This window comes from Methyloceanibacter caenitepidi, from assembly GCF_000828475.1.
GTDB lineage: Bacteria > Pseudomonadota > Alphaproteobacteria > Rhizobiales > Methyloligellaceae > Methyloceanibacter > Methyloceanibacter caenitepidi.
This window is the reverse complement of record NZ_AP014648.1, coordinates 2335728-2354808: the sequence shown is the minus strand read 5'-3', so window position 1 is coordinate 2354808 and position 19081 is coordinate 2335728. Positions and strand designations below refer to the sequence as shown.

Here is a 19081-nt window from a genome sequence, read left to right as displayed (position 1 = left end):
CGTTACTCGGCGGCCTGCTGCGGGCTTGCATCGCTAAGGCGGTCTGCGCGTCTTGCTGCGCGGCGGCGCCACCACTCCGTGACGTTGTCCCCCAACATGAGCAGGCAGGGCGTCAGCAAGAGCGTCAGAATCGTCGCGAAGGTCAAACCGCCGGCGATGGCGCTCGAGAGCTGCGTCCACCATTGCGTCGAGGGCGCGCCGATAGAGACGTCCTGACCGATGATGTCGATGCTGATCGCGAACACCATGGGCACGAGCCCCAAGACGGTCGTGATCGATGTCAGCAGCACAGGGCGAACACGTTGAGCGGCGGTGCGCAGGATCGCCTCTTGCGCCGGCATGCCGTGAGACCGCAAGTCGTTATACGTATCGATCAGCACGATGTTGTTGTTCACGACGATGCCGGCGAGCGCGATGATACCGATGCCGCACATCACGATGCCGAACGGCTGATTGGTTGCGAGCAGCCCAATCATCACGCCGGCCGTTGAGAACACGATGGCGCTCAGCACCAGCAACGTCTGATAGAAACTGTTGAACTGGGTCACCAGGATCGCGACCATCATGAAGATGGCGACGAAGAAGGCCGCTATGAGGAAGTTGGCCGCCTCTTGCTGGTCCTCGTCCTGTCCTTTGAAGCGGATGCTCACGGCCGGGTCGAGGTCCATCGCTGCGATCGCGGTCTTGAGCTTGCGCACCTGCTCGTCGACGAGGAGCCCGTCGGCAACGTCGGCCTTGATTTCGAGAATCCGCCGGGCCTCGGTGCGCTTCAGAAAACCCGTCTTCTGTGCGGGCACGAATTGAACGAAATTGCCGATCGGGACCTGGCCCTTCTCCGTCGTCAGGCGCAGGCGGTTCAGCTGTTCGAGATTGCGTTTGTCGAACGGCACGCGCAGACGAATTTCAACTTCCTCGTCGGCATCGTCCGGACGGTACTCGGCCACGTACAAGCCGTTCGTGACCATGCTCACGACTTGTCCGACAAGGGTGACGTCGGCGCCCTGGCGGGCCGCCCGTTCGCGGTCAACTTTGACGCGCCACTCGATGCCGGGGAGGGGACGGCTGTCCTCGACATCGACGAAGCCCCCGATCTTGTCCATCTCGGCGAGCACTTGTTCGACGACGCCGGTCATCTTTTTCGGATCGCGCGATGTGACCAGGAGTTCGAGTGGCTTGCCGGCGGAGGGGCCCGCCTCCTGCTTGCGTACTTCCAGAATGACGCCCGGAATGTCGGCCGTCCGCTTACGGACCTCCTGGAGTACCTGGGACGCCGGTGGGCGCGTCCGCCAATTCTTCATTTCGAACTGGACGACGCCGATGACGTCTTCGGCCATTTCGTTTTGCGAGGGTCCCGCGCCCGAGCCGATCGTTCGCGCATACACGGCGTCGAAATAAGGCATCGTCAGCAGGCGACCCTCGACCTTGCGAACGATGGCGTCCATTTCCGTGACCGACAGGTCGCCGCGTGCGCGGACCTGGACTTGACCGATGTCCTGATCGACATCCGGGAAGAACTCTACGCCGCGTCCTAGCACGCCGAATGCGACATAGGTCCCGATGAGGAGCACCACCGCGAGGCCAAGGACCTTGGCCGGATGCGCCAGCAGTCCCCGCAGCATCCGCAGGTAGCCGCCGGCCATACCGCCGATCTTGTTGAGATCGCCGTCTTCGGCTGCACGGATGGCTTCGAGCAGGTGTGTGTTGCTCTTGTCGGCCGATCCGATGAGGCCGCCCAGAACGGGAATGAAGACGAGCGCCATGGCCAACGAGGCGGCGAGCGTGACAAGGACGGTGATCGGCAGGAACTTCATGAATTCGCCGACGATGCCCGGCCAGAAAAGCAAAGGAAGGAAGACGGCCAGCGTCGTGGCGGTCGAGGCCGTGATCGGCCAGGCCATGCGCTTTGCAGCTTCCGCGTAGGCCTGTTTGGGCGGCTGGCCCTCGAGCATCTTGCGGTCGGCCAGTTCCGTCGTGACGATGGCGCCGTCCACGAGCATCCCGACCACCAAGATCAGGCTGAACAGAACGACGATGTTCAGCGTCAGCCCGATCCACGAGATGGCGAGGATGCCGGCCAGAAACGATCCCGGAATGGCGAGGCCGACGAGGATGGCCGGCCGGACGCCGATCGCGGCGACGATCACGATCATCACGAGCGCGATCGCGGCCAGTACGTTGTTCTGGAGGTCGCTCAGGATGTCGCGAATCTGCTTCGACTTATCCTGCATGTAGCTGACTTCGACGCCGGGCGGCCAGTTGGCCTTCTCCTCCGAAACGATGCGGCGGACGTCTTCGATGGTCTCGACAATATTGGCGCCGACGCGCTTCTTGACCTCCAGCGCCAGGGCCGGATTGCCGCCGACGCGCGCAAAGCCTTGCGGGTCCTTGAAGGTACGCCGCACTGAGGCGACGTCGCTGAACTTGACGACGGTGTCGCCCGAGACCTTCACTGGCAGGTCCAGGATATCCCGGAGGTCTTCAAGAACGCCGGGTACCTTGAGGAGTGTGCGCCCTGCGACGGACTCGAGCGCGCCTGCCGCCACCAGCCGGTTGTTGCGCGCGACGGTGTTCGAAATGTCGGCGAAGGAGATGTTGTAGGTTTCGAGCATCATCGGATCGACAACGACTTCGAGCACCTCCTCCCGGTCACCGCCGATGTCGACGTCGAGCACGCCGCTCAATCCTTCGATCTTGTCTCGGAGGTCGCGGGCGATGCGCACGAGCGTGCGTTCCGGCACATTCCCCGACAGCCCGACCGTGATCACGGGGAAGAGGGCGATGTTGACCTCGTTGACGCGGGGTTCGTCGGTCTCAACGGGCAATTCCGCCCGCGCGATGTCGACCTTCTCGCGCACGTCCGCCAGGGCCTTGTTAGAATCGAAGCCGGCGTAGAATTCGAGCGTAACGGAGCCATAGCCTTCGCCGGCCATCGAACGCATCTCCTTGATGCCCTCGATGGACTGGAGCTCCTTCTCCATGGGACGCACGAGAAGCCGCTCGGAATCCTCAGGCGAGATACCCTCATAGGTCATCGAGACGTAGATGATGGGGATCTGAATGTCCGGATCGGCTTCTTTCGGGATCGTCGAGTAGGCGATGGCGCCCATGACGACGATCATGACGAAAGCGAGCACTACCGTTCGCGTACGCTCGAAGGCGGCGTCTATGATCGCGTTCATTGTGCTGCCGTCGGCTCGGTCACGCTTCCAGTTGCCAGCTGCGCGGATGCCTCCGGCATATCGGCGCCGCCGTCGCTGTTCTCTTCTTCGGCAACCTGGACCTTCTCGCCGACCTGCACGTAGCCGTGGCCCAGCGTGATGATGCGTGCCGTCTTGGGAAGGCCGGTGACCCAGGCGCCGTTGGCATCGGACATGACGATCTGTGCCTCGTGGAACTCGACCTCGTCCTTGTCGTTGACCGTCTTGACCCCGAGCGCTCCGGCCTCGTTCAGAGACAGATCGGCCGGCGAAAGAAACTGCGCCAGCACCGATCCCGTGGGGATCGTCGCTTCGGCGCTGATGCCAGACGGTATTGAGCCATCCGCGTTGGGCAATTCGATCTCGACCCGAAACGTGCGGGTTCCTTCGTCGGCCCGCGCGGCGATATAGCGGATTTTGCCGTCACGCTCCTGACCGGTTGCGAAGTGTACGGACGCGCTCTGACCCTTCTTAAGATTGGCGACCTTCTGCTGGGGAATCTGAACGCTGACGACGAGCGGGTCGTTGTCGACGATGGTTGCCACTTCGCCGTTCGTATCGACATAAGCGCCGAGCTCGACGGGGCGCGACAGAACCGCTCCTTCGAAGGGCGCCTTGATCTCTATGCGCTCGAGCTCGATGAGCGCCTCTTGCAGCTCGTGCTTGGCCGTTTGCAGCGACGAAAAGACTTGGTCAGCTTGCCGCTGGGACTGATACCCCTTCTTGCCGAGTGCCTCTGCCGCCTTGAAAGCGCTTTCCTGCTCGCGCACGTGTGCCTTCGCGCGGGCGATCCGGGCCTCACGGTCATTGGCCTCCAGGCGGACGATGATGTCTCCCGCCTCTACCGTGCTGCCCTCTTCGGCGAGAATCTCGGACACCTGTCCCATGGTTTCGGCACGGACGGTCACCGTCCGGTTCGGTTCCGTCTGCCCTTGGGCGACGACGACCTGCGACACGGGCTCGGCCTCTTGGGTGCGGACCGAGACCTTCATTGCGGGTAGCGTCTTGGTGTTCTCAGCCGTCTCCGCAATCTCCTTGCCGGAAATGCGCAGATAATAGCCGCCCAGCACCCAGGCAGTGAGGGCGCACGCCAGAACCGCAGCGATGACATATGACTTTTTCAAGGATTGATCGTCCCACTCGTTAAACTTGCAGCCCGCAGCTCTTGGCTAGGCGGATGGCCTATCGCCGTTCCTCGTCTGCCTCGCCAACCCTTTGCGCTCGGCGTCCCAGGTGTCGATAAGGTCCACGAACGTGTCGATAAGGACCTCGTAGAAATCATCGAGCTCCTGAAGCCGCTCGTGGGTGTCCGTCATTCCCTCCGGCAGTCCGTCCTGAGTGCCCTGAACGACGTCTCGCGCGCGGCGCATCCGCCGAACCATGCCGCGCAGCATGCGCGCATAAGGCCGCGGACTCAGCGTGAAGTAGACCTGCCGGTCGCCGGGTTTGGCGGTCCGGACAATAACCTCCAAGTCCTCCAGCAGCCGCGTGTTCGTACTGATGCTTGCTCGGCTTACCTTCAGCCGTTCAGCCAATTGGCTCAGGCTGAACGGCCCTTCATGCATAATCATGAGGCCCATAATGTGGCCGGCGATGCGAGGCATGCCCTCCGCCTGGAGGATCAAACCCATCTGCTCGACGAACGCTGCGATCGCGTTTTCAGCTTTGCTTGTCATACCCGATAGCTATGCCGTTCAGTATGTTCAGTCAAGACTGAACAAACTGAATAGTGCTCTGGCCATTGAGAGTTGTAAGAGGCGGGATTCGCCGGGTTTTGCCTCTTTCAACGCGGCTGCACAATAGGCTCGCTGGCTAGTTTACTCGTCCCGTGCTTCCCTCTAGAAAGCCTGGACAAAAACTGGGACTGGGGACCGATGATCAAAAAGCTACTCATCGCCAATCGTGGGGAAATTGCCTGCCGGGTCATCCGCACGGCGAAGCGGCTCGGGATTGAGACCGTAGCCGTCTACTCGGAGGCCGACCGCGATGCGCTGCACGTGTATATGGCCGACGAGGCCGTAGCCATCGGGCCCGCGGCCGCGGCGCAGTCCTACCTCGTGATGGACAAGATCATCCAGGCCGCCAAGGACACGGGAGCGGACGCGATCCACCCGGGCTACGGCTTCCTGTCGGAGAATGCCGCCTTCGCCAAGGCACTCAAGAAGGCGGGGATCATTTTCGTCGGACCGAACCCCAAAGCCATCGAGGCCATGGGCGACAAGATCGAGTCCAAGAAGCTCGCAGCCGACGCCAAGGTCTCGACCGTTCCGGGCTATCTCGGCGTGATCGAGACGCCGGAGGAGGCCGTCAAGATCGCCGACGACATCGGCTATCCCGTGATGATCAAGGCGTCTGCCGGCGGTGGCGGCAAGGGCATGCGCATTGCCTATAGCAGCGACGAGGTGGCCGAAGGCTTTGCGTCGTCCCAATCGGAAGCAAAGTCGAGCTTTGGCGACGATCGCGTCTTCATCGAGAAGTTCATCGAAGAGCCCCGCCACATCGAAATTCAGGTGCTGGGCGACAAGCACGGCAATGTCATTCATCTCGGCGAGCGCGAATGCTCCATTCAGCGCCGCAATCAGAAAGTCCTCGAAGAGGCGCCCAGCCCCTTCCTCGACGAGAAGACGCGGGCGGCCATGGGCGCCGAAGCCGTCGCGCTCGCGAAGGCCGTGGACTACGACTCCGCCGGCACCGTCGAGTTCATCGTCGACAAGGACAAGAACTTCTACTTCCTGGAGATGAACACGCGGCTCCAGGTGGAGCACCCGGTTACGGAGTTCGTAACGGGTCTCGACCTCGTCGAGCAGATGCTGAAGGTCGCCAGCGGTGAGAAGCTTGGCCTCAAGCAGAAAGATGTGACCCTCACCGGGTCCGCCATCGAGTCCCGTATCTATGCGGAAGATCCGGTGCGGAACTTCCTGCCGTCCACGGGGCGGCTGGTCCGGTTCCGGCCGCCGGCTCTCGGCACCGAGGACGGCATCACAACGCGGCTGGACACCGGTGTGGAAGAGGGCGGTGAGATCTCGGTCTATTACGACCCGATGATCGCGAAGCTCATCACCTACGCGCCGACACGCATCGAGGCGATCGACGCGATGGGGCGAGCGCTGGACGCCTTCGCGATCGATGGCTTCCGGCACAACATCCCGTTCCTCGCTGTGCTTATGCGGAACGAGCGTTGGCGCTCGGGCGACATCTCGACGAAATTCATCGCCGAGGAATTTCCGGACGGGTTCACGCCGCCAGTGCCCGAGGGACGCATTCGCGATGTGCTCGCTGCCGTTTCGGCAAGCATCGATCACCTTTCCAATAACCGCCGCCGGATGATCACGCAGCAGATGCACGGCGAGCCGGTCTGTTTCTCCGATGTCCGTCAGGTCGAGTTGGGCGACGGAGACCTCGTCCGTGTCAAAGTTGAGGGCCGCGACTATCCGCTGCGCGCCACGCTGGGCGAAGAGGAATCCGGCGAGCCGGTGCGAACGATTCAACTGAATTCGAGCTGGTGGTTCGGAGAGCCTGTCTTCGAAGGTACGGTGGACGGGGAGCCCGTCGCCGTGCAAGTCCGCTCGATCCTGAATGGCGTGCACCTGACCTATCAGGGCGTGGAAGTGCCTGTCCGCGTCTTCACCGAGCGTGAGGCGAACTACCTCGCACTGATGCCGGTGAAGGAAAAGCCGGACATGTCCAAGTTCCTTCTGTGTCCGATGCCGGGCCTCGTCGTCTCCTTGGCCGTCAAGGAAGGACAGGAAGTGTCCGCAGGCGAGACGCTCTGCGTCGTCGAGGCGATGAAGATGGAGAACGTGCTCAAGTCCGAGGTGGACGGCGTCGTATCCAAGATTCATGCCGAGCCGGGCGACAGCCTCAACGTGGACGCTGTCATCCTCGAGTTCGAGTAGAAGCGGAAGACGTGGTGGCGCCGGCCCGCAAGACGGTCACCGTGCGGATCGAAGGCCGCGTCCAGGGCGTCTATTACCGCGCTTGGACGGAGCAGATGGCGAACCGCCTCGATCTCGAAGGTTGGGTCCGCAATCGGCGCGACGGCAGTGTCGAGGCGGTATTTTCCGGCCAGGCGCTGCAGGTGGATGAGATGCTGCGCCGCTGCGCGGATGGCCCCCCGGACGCGCGCGTCACCAAGGTCGTTGTCACCGATGAGGGCGGCGCACCGCCCTCGGGCTTCCAGGTGCTGCCCACGCACTAGGCCGCCGGTCACCCGAAATGACTATCGACCGAAGACCTGCTCGAAGCTTTTTCGCAAGGCCGCATCGACGCGGGCCATGTCGGTTTCAGCCCCGAGTGCCTCGAGGCTCGTCACGGGCGTTCCGTGCAGGCCGCAGGGTACGATCCCTGAGAAGTGTTCGAGGTTCGGGGAGACGTTCAGGCTGACGCCATGAAACGAGACCCAGCGGCGGATGCGGACGCCGATGGAGGCGATCTTTGCCTCTCCGACAAAGACGCCGATGCCGCTGTCGCTCCGCTCCCCGGCGACACCGAATGCCGCAAGGGTGGCGATCAGCCAGTCCTCCAGGCCCGTCACGAGGCGGCGTACATCGCGGCCCCGCAGCTTGAGATCCAGCATGACATAGGCCACGCGCTGGCCTGGACCGTGATAGGTGTAGCGCCCGCCGCGACCGGCTTCGTAGATGGGGAAGCGGTTCGAGTCGACCAACTCGGCCGGGTCGGCGCTGGTGCCGGCCGTATAGAGGGGCGGGTGCTCGAGCAGCCAGACGCATTCGGCCTCGCGGCCATCTGCTATTGCTGCGGCGCGCGCCTCCATGAAGGCCAGGGCCTCCTCGTAAGGAACGGGGGCGGGCGCCACGATCCACTCCAGGGGCGGGGTGGGGCGTGCCGCGGAGTCCGTGGTCCCGGCGGGCGTTTCGAGAGCAGGGGGCATGAGCCCGCAATCCTTCAGTCAAAGTCCGGCGCGGCACATCTTGCACCAAAGGGGCATGTTTGCTAAGGCAGCGCACCGAAACGAAATGCTTCGCTTTGGATGGCGTCTAGCCATATCCGGGCAGCTTTCTGGGTATCTTGCGGTCGTGGCGGAATTGGTAGACGCGCAGCGTTGAGGTCGCTGTGGGGTAACTCCCGTGGAAGTTCGAGTCTTCTCGACCGCACCACTCTCACCCTCATGCAACATTGCGGATTTTGGCGGCTGGCTGAGCCTTAGGCGGCGGTTGGTCCGGTCGAGTGCGCCTACGAGGCAGCCACCCACCGAAGCTGCCAACGCCCGCCGCCCTGATATAGTGCCCGGCGTCGATAGTACCGGAGTACGCCGTATGCCCGTTCCCACCACATCATGCCTCAATGCCGCGCGGCATCGTGTTCGCCGCGTGGTCCTCACCGCCTTGGGCGGCACCTGCCTCGCTTGCAGCATGGCCGCCGGGCCTGTCACAGCGGAAGAGGCGGCAAAGCCGTTGCTGAACGCGCCCGTGTCACCGGTGCCGCCGCTCTTCGACCAAGCCGACATCGACAACGCCACGGCGGCCCTCGACGGCATTGTCGAGAGCGCCATGAAGAGAACAGGAGTCCCCGGAGTGGCGGTCGGTGTCGTCTACAAAGACAAGGTGATCTACGCCAAAGGGTTTGGCGTTCGCGAAGTCGGCAAGCCTGGCAAAATCGATCCGGACACGGTGTTTCTGCTGGCTTCGGTGTCGAAGCCGATCGCGTCGACGGTCGTCGCAAAGCTGGTCGGGGATGGCGTCGTCAAGTGGGACGATCCTGCAAGGACGCATAATCCCGCCTTCGCCCTGAACGACCCGTACGTGAGCGAGCACGCCACGATCGCCGATCTCCTGTCGCATCGGAGCGGCCTTCATACGGGCGCAGGCGATCTTCTGGAGGATCTCGGTTTCGACCGGGCCTACATCCTGTCCCATATCGACCAGCAACCGCTCGACCCGTTCCGCACGAGCTATCACTACTCCAATTTCGGATATACGTCGGGCGGCATCGCCGCTGCGGCCGCGGCGGGTAAGAGCTGGGAAGAGCTTGCCGACGAGGCGCTGTTCGTCCCGGCCGGCATGGCGACCGCCAGCTATCGTCACGCGGACTATCTCGCGCACGCGGACCGCGCGCATATCCACAGGCGGCTCCCGGACGGCACCTGGGACGCCCTCTATGATCGCAACGCGGACCCACAGGCGCCTGCCGGCGGCGCCAGTGCCTCGCTCAACGACGTGCTGCGTTTCCTGCGTCTGCAACTTGCCAACGGCACGCTGGACGGCAAGGAGATCATCGATGCCGATGCCCTGGCAGCGCCGCGCGCGCCACAGGTCATTCCCGGGTCTCCGCGCTCCGTCGCCAGCCGCACCGGCTTCTACGGCTTCGGGTGGAACGTGGGCTATGACGATCACGGCCGCGTCCGCGTCAGCCACTCGGGCGCTTTCGAACTCGGAACTGCGACCAACATCGTTTTCCTGCCGGGCGAGGACGTCGGCGTGGTGACTCTGACCAACGGTCAACCGATCGGCGTTGCCGAGGCGATCGGTGAATCGTTGCTGGATGTCGCGACGAACGGGCGCCAGACCGTCGACTGGGTCGGCTTTCTCGGACAAGTCTTCGAGCAGATGGCAGCGGCCGAAGCGCCGGAGGTGGACTACACCAAGGTGCCGGCGAACCCGTCGCCCGCGCGCGACCTCACCAGCTATGCCGGCAGCTACGGCAACGGTTACTACGGTCCGCTGGACGTCTCCCTTGCGGACGGAGGCCTGTCGATGACGATGGGACCGGAGGGCGCGCCGACAATGTTCGCCCTGTCCCATTTCGACGGCGATACCTTCAGCTTCGAGACCGTGGGCGAGAACGCCAACGGTCTCGCGGGCGCGATTTTCACCGTCGGTGAGGACGGCAAGGCGTCCAAGGTCGTTCTCGACTACTACGACCGGACCGGACTTGGCACCTTTGTCCGGGAGTGAGGCGGAAGCCATGGCTCAACGAGACCGGCTCCAGCCCTTCTCGGGCCGCTGAACACTCAACCAACGGTTCGCGCACCCGTTTCCCGGCCTAAACCGGGCGCGGCGGATCACCGCAGGGGCGGTTCTGCAGAGCCCCCCGGATGCGTTAAGCTGTTTGCGACGTTAGCGAAACGACGCAAGCAAAAGGGGACTCTTGAAAGGAACTGGCCAACGTAAGGAGCGTACCGCATGAACGATGACCTAGCCATCGGCACCTATGCGCGGCTGCGCTCCATTACCGGAAACGAGGACCTTTCGATCCTGCTCTTGCTCGCGGGCGCTGTTGTGATTGCCGTCGCACTGCATGCCGTGGCGATGATGGTGCTCCGCCGTTTTATCAAGCGCGACAGCATCGCGAGTTCAATTCTCAAACGGATCGGCGGCCCCACACGCCTTGCGATGGTGCTCTTGGCGCTCGTCCTGGCGCTGCCGGTGGCGGAGTTCAACGCCGAGTTCGCGGAGGTCACGCGGCAGCTCTTGAAGGTCGGGGTTGTGGTCCTCCTTGGCTGGAGCGCGGCCATCGCCATCAATGCCACGGCGCGCCGTGTCGCCCGCCGTCACGATATCGGGGTCGAGGACAATCTCACGGCCCGGCGCATCCATACGCAGATCAATATTCTGCGGCGTACTTCGCTTGTCGGCGTGTTCCTGCTGACGCTCGGCACGAGCCTCATGATCTTCCCCGCCGTGCGCTCGTTCGGCGTCAGTCTGTTCGCATCCGCGGGCGTCGCGGGCCTCGTGCTCGGCTTTGCCGCCCGGCCGATCCTAACCAATCTGATCGCCGGGATGCAGATCGCGCTCACCCAGCCGATCCGTATCGACGATGTGCTCATCGTCGAGGGTGAGTGGGGATGGGTCGAGGAGATCACCACCACCTATGTGGTCATCCGCATATGGGACCAGCGCCGGCTGATCGTGCCGCTGTCCCACTTCATCGAGAAGCCATTCGAGAACTGGACCCGGGAAAGCGCGGCCATCCTCGGCGTCGTGCTTTGGCATCTCGACTACCGCGCGCCCATTGCCGAAATGCGGAAGAAGCTCGAAGAGCTGCTCTATGCGAACAAGCTTTGGGACGGAAAGGTGGCGAACCTGCAGGTCGTCGACTCCGGCGTTGCGACCATCACCGTTCGGGCCCTGATGAGCGCACGGAACTCGCCGACGGCCTGGGACCTCCGCTGCGAGATTCGCGAGCAAATGCTCGAGTGGCTGCGCGCCGAGTATCCGGAGGCGCTTCCGCGCGTTCGGGCCCTCATCGACGAGTCCCGGCCAGGTGCTGGGCGCGGGGCCGCGCTGGAGGACGTGCTGTCGTCCTAGATGGCAGTCGGTAGGTGTGGCGGCGGTTCGCAGCCCCGCCGCGCCGGCGTCCCAGATGGCCTCTGGACCGTGCTCGGGCCCGGGCTAACTTGGCAATCCACTATGCCAAAACTTCACAACAGATTTGCCGCACACGCCCTAGTCGTTGGGTAGATACTCTGTCGCAGGCAAGCCTATGATGACTCAAGGGATTGGTTAATCGAGTCCGAATAACGGGCCGGTGACTGTTGGGGGGCGCTGACGTGACTTTTCGCGTCATCATGAGCGCGTTTGCGATTGCCTTGTTCCTTCTGGGAACGGGCGGCGCACGCGCGGACAGTACGGACGGACCAGCGGCTTCCGAAGCCGCCGTCTTTGCCGTGGCCGAAATGGCCAGTCCCAAAGCGAATTCCCTCGAAGACGCGCTCGCGCTGCTATCGAGCGCCCATCAGGCCCCAGATACCGACAACGAGACCGAAGAGCTTTGCGCCGTCGCCACCATCGCACGGTGCTTCGTCCGGGAGGCCCGTCCTGCACGGACGCTCCCGCACCAATGGAAACCGCAAAATGCGGGGGCACCTCCTGTCCCGCCTCCTCAAGGTCCCGCTGAAATCTCATGGACTAAGGCCGAGGTCACAGACCTCGCCGCATGGGCCAGTTCGTCTGGCCCGGATATCGGGCCGAACACCAAGCCAACGCCAAGGCTCCAATTCAGCGAACATTTCGCCGCTTCCATTTTTGAACGCGCTCCGTCGATCCGGAACGCGGGGACCCGAGACTTCAGTCGGCGCCGGTCCCCTGCCAGGCGCGTAATCCTTTCCAGTTCCGAAAGCTTTTCGCGGCCGCTCGCGCGCGCTTCAGCGTGCGCTTCCGAGCGCCTACCCGATTTCGTGCGCGTCAGCACGCCAATATCAATGACGATAAAACGGTGGGGGACATCATGACACTTCGCATTTTGCTGAGTGGGATCGCTGGTGCTGCGGTCATTTTGGGAGCGAGTACCGCATTCGCTCAGACGGAGAGCGTGGACGACAGCGCTTCGTCCCCGGAAGCCACCGCACCGGCGGATGGCGATGCGACGGGGACGTCCACGACGGCGCCCGAGGGTGGCGAAGTCGACGCGGTGGACGGCGCCGCTGGAGCGGATGAAGACTTCGGCGAAGAGGTGCCTGCCATCGAGGTGGTTCAGCCGAAGCCGACGCCGGTCGAGGAGCCCGAGTCCATTCCGAAATCGACGCCGCGGCCCGTCGCACGGCGCACCCCACCGCCCGCGTCACCGCCCGCCGCGGTACGCCGTGCGCCTCCTGCGCCTGTGGAGCAGACCTTCGACGATCGGATCGCGCCGATCGGCACGGAGACGGATGGCAGCGTGATGACAGCCACGACCGGCGTTCCCATCTCGCCGGTGCCTGGCGCCGACCTGCCGCTCGCGAAAGTGCCGGGCGCGGCCACGATCTTGACCGGTGGCGACTTCGCCCGAGAAGGATATGTCGACACGTTCCAGGAGATCCTTCAGCAGCGCGTCCCCGGCGTCATCATCGGCGACGTTCAGGGCAATGAATTCCAGACCAACATTCAATATCGGGGCTTCGAGGTCTCACCGGTGAACGGCGTGCCCCAGGGCTTGGCGGTGTACCAGAACGGCGTTCGCATCAACGAATCCTTCGGCGACAATGTGAACTGGGACTTCCTTCCGGAAATCGCCATCGGGGATGTCGCCGTGGTCAGCGGCAATCCGGTGTACGGTTTGAACGCTCTCGGCGGCGCCATCGTCGTCAACATGAAGAACGGCTTTACCTATCAGGGCGGCGAGGCGATCTTCTCGGCGGGCTCGTTCGGCCGTATGGAAGGCGATGTTCAGGCCGGTCTGCAGAGCGGGAACTGGGGCGTTTATTTCGGCGGCGAGCGCATCACCGACAACGGCTATCGTGACTTCTCCGAGTCCGAGATCCGCCGCATGTATCTTGACCTTGGCTATCGCAACGATGTCTACGATGTGCATGCGAGCCTGACCGGCGCCGACAACTTCGTCGGTGTCACCGCGTCCGTGCCGATACAGCTTCTGGACCTCGATCGCGCGCGGACGTTCACGTCGCCGCAAACGACGAAGAACGAGATGCTGATGCCGGCCTTGAACGCGACGGCGAAGCTCAACGACACGACGACGCTGGCCGGCGTTGCGTATTACCGGTACTTCAAGCAGAGCCACGACGACGGCAATATCTCGGAAGCTGCGGAGTGCGAGGGCGACGAGGCCATTGAGCGCTTCCTATGTATCGAAGACGAGCTGGCGCTCGACCAGACGGGCAATCCGATTGTGTTCGACGATCTGCGCATGCCTATCGGGTCCATCGACCGTACCGGTCAGACAGCCGACAGCTGGGGTGGCTCGATTCAGATGGTAAATACCGACGACCTGTTCGACCGTCAGAATCAGTTCTTGATCGGCGCAAGCTACGACAAGGGCGATGTCACCTACGGCGCTTCGAGTGAGCTGGGTTTCTTCAAGCCGCGCTTCGTCGTCAAGGGGAACGGGCTCGTTCTGTCGGCCCCCACCGAAGTCGAGGCTAAGGATCTCGGCACGGAGAATGAATATGTGGGCCTCTATTTCTCCGACACTCTCAACGTCACGGAGAAGCTGGCGCTCACCGCCGGCGGCCGCTGGAACTACGCCAAGATCGAGATCCAGGATCTGAGCGGCACTGCGCCCGAATTGAATGGAACCAGCGTGTATAGCCGTTTCAACCCGGCTATCGGCGCCACCTATCAAATCAATGACGATCTTTCGCTTTACGGCGGCTACTCGGAAGCCAACCGTGCGCCCGTGGCGGCTGAGCTCGCGTGCTCGGATCCGAACAACCCGTGTCTGATCGAGAGCTTCCTGGTCGCGGACCCGCCTCTGGACCAGGTTGTGTCGCACACCTGGGAATTCGGCATCCGTGGCGAGCACAAGAGAGGCCGCGAGGCCCTGCAATGGAGCGCCGGCCTGTTCAGGACCCTCAACACCGATGACATCATCACCGTGTACTCGCCGATCGCCGGCCGCGGCGTCTTTGAGAACGGCGGCGATACGCTGCGCCAGGGCATTGAGGCCAGCGTCGCCTACACGAACGAGCGCCTGTTCGCCTATGCGAACTATGCGTTCATCGACGCCACCTACGACAGCCCGCTGGAGCTCGCAGCGCCGGACAACCCACGGGCCGGTGAATGCGTCGAGCGCGGCGGTGGCGGCGACGATGAAGATGGCGAAGAAGGCGAGGAAGAGGAAATCCGCTGCATCAACGTCCGTCCCGGCGATCGCATTCCGGGTATCCCGCAGCACCGGTTCAAGGCCGGCGCGGACTACTGGATTACACCGAAGTGGAAGTTCGGCGGCGACCTGCTGGCGGTCAGCAATCAGTACTTCTACCAGGACGACTCAAACCTGAACGAGCCGCTGGGCGGGTACTGGACCGTGAATCTCCACACCAGCTACGACATCACGCCGCGTGTCCAGATTTTCGGCCTTGTGAACAATGTGTTCGATGAGGAGTACGGCGTGTTCGGCACGTTCTTCAATTTAGAGGCCGGCAACTCCGCGGCTTCGGCCGATCCGCAACTGGGCGACGACTTCTTCTCCAACGCGCGCACGATCACGCCCGGGCCGCCGACGGTTGCCTATGGCGGCGTGAAGGTGAAGTTCTGGTAGGGAACGTCCTGAAGTCTCGGCACCTGGTGCGCGTGTCCGCTCGCTGACGTGAGCGGACACCGAAGTGCCGCCGCTCACCTTGATCCCTCCTGTTCTGGAACCGGCGCCGAGGCGCGTCGGCACGACCTCACGCCAGTGAGCCGATGGGGCCCGAGTGGGAGGCGCTCAACGCCCCGAGGGGACGTCTGATGCAGGGGGCCCGTCAATCGCCAACAAGAGACGGCAGACGGTCAGCAATGAATTTATCACCCGATTGATCGCGATCGGCGTAGTGTTCCACTTTGGGTCTGAGGCTACCGTGCGAGTCTCTGCTAAAAGGGAACAACCGTGGATTTGACGCAACCAGGCAAGCCTGCGCTCCGCGACCGCGTAAAAGCCGAGTTCAAGGAGCTGTTCTATATCTCCGCGTACTTGCTGATCGTTTTCAGTGCGCTGACGTTTTACAAGTCGGCCATTCTGGAAACGGCCAGCGTCCGATGGCTGCCGTGGGGGTTCGCCGTCATCAAGTCGCTGGTGCTGGCGAAGTTCATCATGATCGGTCACGCGCTTCACGTGGGCGAGGGGCACGGGACGAAGCCGCTCATCTGGCAGATCGTTCACAAGTCGCTCGCGTTCCTCATTCTCTGCGCCGGTTTTACGGTCATCGAAGAAGCGACTGTGGGCTTCTTCGACGGTAAGACCTTCTCGGAATCGATGGCAGAGGTTGGCGGTGGCACGACCGAGGAGATGATCGCCACAACGATCATCATGTTTCTGATCTTTCTGCCGCTCTTCGGTTATCGCGCCCTTAGCGAGGTGATGGGTCAAAACGCCTTGTTTCGAACCATCTTTGTCGAGCGGCTCCAATTCGAAGTCGCAAAACGGCAATAGCGCGTTCGGCAATCAGCCTAGCTGTCCTCCATATCGGAGGACAGGACTAGGTCGACTAGCTGGCGCATGTCCGTAGCCGCGATCTCGGGACGCCTGTACAGCGGATTGTAGGGGGCGCCGGTGCGGTCGAGATAGGCCGCCTGCATGCCTGCGCTCAGGGCGCCGTGGGTATCCCAGTCGTGCGCGGCGACGAGGCGTAGGTCGCCGATGGCCCGCCCGGCGCGTTCGGCGGCGAATGCGTAGACCTTGGCGTCCGGCTTAAAGCTGCCTTCCTCCTCGACCGAGACGACAAGATCGAAGTGTGGGGCAAGGCCGGAATTGGCGATCTGCTGCGTGACCAGTTCCAGCGACGAGTTCGAAAACGCGACGGTGCGGTAGCCGCGGTCGCGCAAGACGTTTAAGGCGGGCCTAACGTCATCATGCGGGGCCAGGCTTGCGAAACTGCCGAGGATATCGCAACGGTCTTCGCTCGAGAGCGTGCGGCCCTGGAGCGACGCAAGCCTGTCCAGCATCAGTCCAGCCAACTCTGCGAACCCTGTCCTCACGCCGGTGAGGGCACAGACGATGGACGCGTGCAGCAACATGGCAAACCATGTGGAGGCCAAGGCGTCGTCTCCGAGCGCGCGTTCGAATTTCGGCCTGAGAGGCGAAAGGTCGAGAACCGTTTCGTTGATGTCGAACAGGATGGTGTCGCGTGCCATGTGCGGCCTCCAGCGCGCAAAAGCTCATCGTCTCTCCGTCGGTGTCATTACACCATGCGGCGGACGAGGGCGTCACTTTATGGGAAGGGCCGATTGCCTTGGCTGCGCCTCAGCCGCGCGGCGGACGCCGGCGTTCGTTGAACCAAGGCCGATAGTCGGTCGCCATGATGCGGCGCTGTGAAGCGGGCGCGCGTCGCTTACAGGTCTTTGCTTCCTCGCTGCCTTCGAGTGCGCCCCAGCGCATTTCGGCGCAGTCGTTGATGTTGTAGGCCATCTCAAGGTCGTTGATGCGGACGAGGAGATCGTCGAGGGAGAGCGTCCACGATGAACCGTCACTGCGCTTGTAGGAAAACTTGCGCTTGCTGAGCTCCGCCAGAAGCCTTTCCTCGAGCTCGGCCTTCACCTCGTCGGGTGTCTTGCCAGGGGGCATGGCGTAGCGCTCAGGGCGCCTGGCGACGCGCTCCGGATACTTCCGCACGACATCCATTGCGATCAAGAGCCGCAAGTCGCGCGATGGGGTCGCGAAGTTTTCCCAGGGGCCGGAGGTTTCGAATATCGACGGACCGTTGGGCATCGCCACTGTTCCGCGGTTGCCGGCGAGAAACTCGCGCCCGTTCTCGACCGAATTCACCCGTGCGTTCACTTGTTCTTCGAGAGCGGTGACGGCCGCTGTCATAGCCTTCACCGGATCGAGCGGCGCGGGCGACATCACGTCGTCCATGCGGTCGTAAAAGGCTTCGACGTCGAGCGTCGACTGCTGAAGCGAGAAGTCGCCGTAGTCCGGGTCGGCCTTGATTTCGGCGTTGGTCAACCGCCGCAATGAGCCGTTGCTTGTCCGTTCGATGGGACGGATGCGTTTGAAGCCGGGGCCTCCGAGCGCGGGGTCCTGCGCAAAAAGGAAGTTGCCGCGCCAGAAACGTTTCCGTGCGACGGTGCCGTCGGGCTGACCGTCGACGGCGAGGAAGACGCCGGCGCTGTCGTCGGTCTGCGGCACGCGCTTCACCAGCATCAGGATGTGCCCATAAGGATCGGCGTAGATCGTGCCCGGACGTAAGGCGTCGCGGGTCAGCGGCACGGGGTAGAAATCCGTATTGTCGTCGTCGGCGGCTGTCCGGCCGTTGCCCGAGTGCACGCCGTCCGCAATCGATCTCACGAGGTAGTGCTGGAAGCCGGGCACAAGCCCTTTGGGTCGTTGCGGTACGGTGTAGCGCACCTGCGACGCGGAGGCCGACCCGCCTCCGAAGAGACCGTTCGACCTTGCCTTACGGCTCCCTTGGTTCACGACGACGGTCGACGGCTGTTCATTGGCGATGTTCCACCATTTCGTACACCGTGGCGGCCGTCCGCCGTCACCACGCGTGCACTGCGCATAACCGAAGGGCAGCCCCATTTTGAAAGCGAAATAGGCGCGCAGGAAATAGGGGAGATCGGCGCAGTCAGGCCGGATCCGTGCGCGTGTCTGATCCTCGTTCAACCCGAGATGATTGAACAGCAAGTTCCTTTGCTCGTCGTGCAGAACGTCGCCCATGGCTTTCCATGACAGCTCTTCGTCGACCGGAGCGTCAAAGAGCTTTTGGATCCAGGCCGAATAGAGGTTCTCGGTCGAGCGATCCCATGCGTCGCGGATCGGCCAAACGTTCTTGCCGCCGCTTGCCCCGCGCGGCCGTTCGGATGCGACTGTGATGTCGTGCGTGACATCGCGGCAGTTCGCGGCCGCGTCTTGCCGCGTGAGCTTAGCCTGCCAAGCACCGGCCTCGGGAGAGGGGACTTCGGCTGTCCAGAAATAGGGCGGTCCGACCTGCATGTCGGACGATTGAGCGGCGATCTTTCCGGAAGGTCCGATGATCGTCAGTTCGCCGGCGAGGGGCTTCTCGGCGGCGGCGATGACCCGCAGCGGCGCACCTTTCCAGGGCGAGATCGGCGATGACAGGAACGCGAGCCCGAATTCGTCGCAGGCAGCAGCAACTTCCTCGGCGCTCGCCTGCGGGCGCAGGAAAGCGACCAGGGTGAGAGCGATCAGAAACGACGTGACCGCAGGGCGTACACTGGACTGGCGTACAGGCAGCATGGAACCCCCGTTACGACTCCCCAGCCGTCCTTAAAGGTACCGCGAAATCGCGCGTGGAAAAACCACAAATGCACGTATTCCGCGCGCCAAAAGCCAGGGTCGTTCAGTCCTCGGCCTTCCCGCCGTGATGTGGCCCAATTTGGCGACAAATTGGCCATGTGAACTTCGGGGAAATCGGAGGCGGGGCGCCGGCGGCGGCCAACATCCGGGGGTCACTTGCGGCTTCTTTCCGAATCAAATCAAACGTTCCGCTGCCTCCTTGCTCCTCCTGCCGTTCTTGCCGGTCCCGTCCGGACTAGCCTAGGCTCCGC

Annotated in this window: 12 protein-coding genes and 1 tRNA gene; 7 read left to right on the top strand and 6 right to left on the bottom strand. The window is 63.0% G+C overall.

Features of this window, described 5'->3' with window-relative positions; all coding sequences use genetic code 11:
- Nucleotides 1-2: 2 nt before the first annotated feature.
- Genes GL4_RS10965 through GL4_RS10955 form a run of 3 tightly spaced genes read right to left on the bottom strand, consistent with a single transcriptional unit; the run spans nt 3 to nt 4873 of the window.
- Nucleotides 3-3179 (bottom strand): efflux RND transporter permease subunit, encoded by a 3177-nt coding sequence (locus tag GL4_RS10965; protein ID WP_045367479.1) that lies wholly within the window; start codon nt 3177-3179, stop codon nt 3-5.
- Nucleotides 3176-4321 (bottom strand): efflux RND transporter periplasmic adaptor subunit, encoded by a 1146-nt coding sequence (locus tag GL4_RS10960; protein ID WP_045367477.1) that lies wholly within the window; start codon nt 4319-4321, stop codon nt 3176-3178. Before GL4_RS10960 ends, GL4_RS10965 begins: the two co-directional genes overlap by 4 nt.
- A gap of 45 nt (nt 4322-4366) precedes the next feature.
- Complete coding sequence (locus GL4_RS10955) at nt 4367-4873, bottom strand: GbsR/MarR family transcriptional regulator (RefSeq protein ID WP_082025627.1); 507 nt, start codon at nt 4871-4873, stop codon at nt 4367-4369.
- Between the two features lie 198 nt (nt 4874-5071).
- Here GL4_RS10955 and accC point away from each other — a divergent pair, with 198 nt between their 5' ends.
- Nucleotides 5072-7093, top strand: coding sequence for an acetyl-CoA carboxylase biotin carboxylase subunit (gene accC / locus GL4_RS10950; protein WP_045367473.1), 2022 nt, complete (start codon nt 5072-5074; stop codon nt 7091-7093).
- Nucleotides 7094-7104: 11 nt separating this feature from the next.
- Complete coding sequence (locus GL4_RS10945; protein ID WP_045367470.1) at nt 7105-7395, top strand: acylphosphatase; 291 nt, start codon at nt 7105-7107, stop codon at nt 7393-7395.
- A 21-nt stretch (nt 7396-7416) separates the two neighbouring features.
- Here the strand turns inward: GL4_RS10945 and lipB are convergent, their stop codons facing one another.
- Nucleotides 7417-8088: a lipoyl(octanoyl) transferase LipB gene (lipB, locus tag GL4_RS10940; protein ID WP_045367467.1), complete on the bottom strand. Its 672-nt coding sequence runs from the start codon at nt 8086-8088 to the stop codon at nt 7417-7419.
- Between the two features lie 139 nt (nt 8089-8227).
- Here lipB and GL4_RS10935 point away from each other — a divergent pair.
- The 5 genes from GL4_RS10935 (at nt 8228) to GL4_RS10915 (ending at nt 16001) form a co-directional block, all read left to right on the top strand.
- Nucleotides 8228-8314, top strand: a tRNA-Leu gene (locus GL4_RS10935).
- 159 nt (nt 8315-8473) lie between these two features.
- Nucleotides 8474-10111, top strand: coding sequence for a serine hydrolase (locus tag GL4_RS10930; protein WP_082025626.1), 1638 nt, complete (start codon nt 8474-8476; stop codon nt 10109-10111).
- 228 nt (nt 10112-10339) lie between these two features.
- Complete coding sequence (locus tag GL4_RS10925; protein WP_052464398.1) at nt 10340-11464, top strand: mechanosensitive ion channel family protein; 1125 nt, start codon at nt 10340-10342, stop codon at nt 11462-11464.
- A 919-nt stretch (nt 11465-12383) separates the two neighbouring features.
- On the top strand, nt 12384-15131 hold the full coding sequence (locus GL4_RS10920) for a TonB-dependent receptor domain-containing protein (protein ID WP_082025625.1): 2748 nt from the start codon (nt 12384-12386) through the stop codon (nt 15129-15131).
- A gap of 327 nt (nt 15132-15458) precedes the next feature.
- Nucleotides 15459-16001, top strand: coding sequence for a hypothetical protein (locus GL4_RS10915; protein WP_045367461.1), 543 nt, complete (start codon nt 15459-15461; stop codon nt 15999-16001).
- A 17-nt stretch (nt 16002-16018) separates the two neighbouring features.
- Here the strand turns inward: GL4_RS10915 and GL4_RS10910 are convergent, their stop codons facing one another.
- On the bottom strand, nt 16019-16702 hold the full coding sequence (locus GL4_RS10910; protein ID WP_045367458.1) for a haloacid dehalogenase type II: 684 nt from the start codon (nt 16700-16702) through the stop codon (nt 16019-16021).
- Nucleotides 16703-16811: 109 nt separating this feature from the next.
- On the bottom strand, nt 16812-18770 hold the full coding sequence (locus GL4_RS10905; RefSeq protein WP_045367457.1) for a hypothetical protein: 1959 nt from the start codon (nt 18768-18770) through the stop codon (nt 16812-16814).
- Between the last annotated feature and the right edge of the window lie 311 nt (nt 18771-19081).

What these genes read in the sequence shown, in the direction of transcription:
- GL4_RS10965 (WP_045367479.1), bottom strand. Translation starts at nt 3,179, where the DNA reads ATGAACGCGATCATAGACGCCGCCTTCGAGCGTACGCGAACGGTAGTG.
- GL4_RS10955 (WP_082025627.1), bottom strand. Translation starts at nt 4,873, where the DNA reads ATGACAAGCAAAGCTGAAAACGCGATCGCAGCGTTCGTCGAGCAGATG.
- accC (WP_045367473.1), top strand. Translation starts at nt 5,072, where the DNA reads ATGATCAAAAAGCTACTCATCGCCAATCGTGGGGAAATTGCCTGCCGG.
- lipB (WP_045367467.1), bottom strand. Translation starts at nt 8,088, where the DNA reads ATGCCCCCTGCTCTCGAAACGCCCGCCGGGACCACGGACTCCGCGGCA.
- GL4_RS10930 (WP_082025626.1), top strand. Translation starts at nt 8,474, where the DNA reads ATGCCCGTTCCCACCACATCATGCCTCAATGCCGCGCGGCATCGTGTT.
- GL4_RS10925 (WP_052464398.1), top strand. Translation starts at nt 10,340, where the DNA reads ATGAACGATGACCTAGCCATCGGCACCTATGCGCGGCTGCGCTCCATT.
- GL4_RS10920 (WP_082025625.1), top strand. Translation starts at nt 12,384, where the DNA reads ATGACACTTCGCATTTTGCTGAGTGGGATCGCTGGTGCTGCGGTCATT.
- GL4_RS10910 (WP_045367458.1), bottom strand. Translation starts at nt 16,702, where the DNA reads ATGGCACGCGACACCATCCTGTTCGACATCAACGAAACGGTTCTCGAC.
- GL4_RS10905 (WP_045367457.1), bottom strand. Translation starts at nt 18,770, where the DNA reads ATGCTGCCTGTACGCCAGTCCAGTGTACGCCCTGCGGTCACGTCGTTT.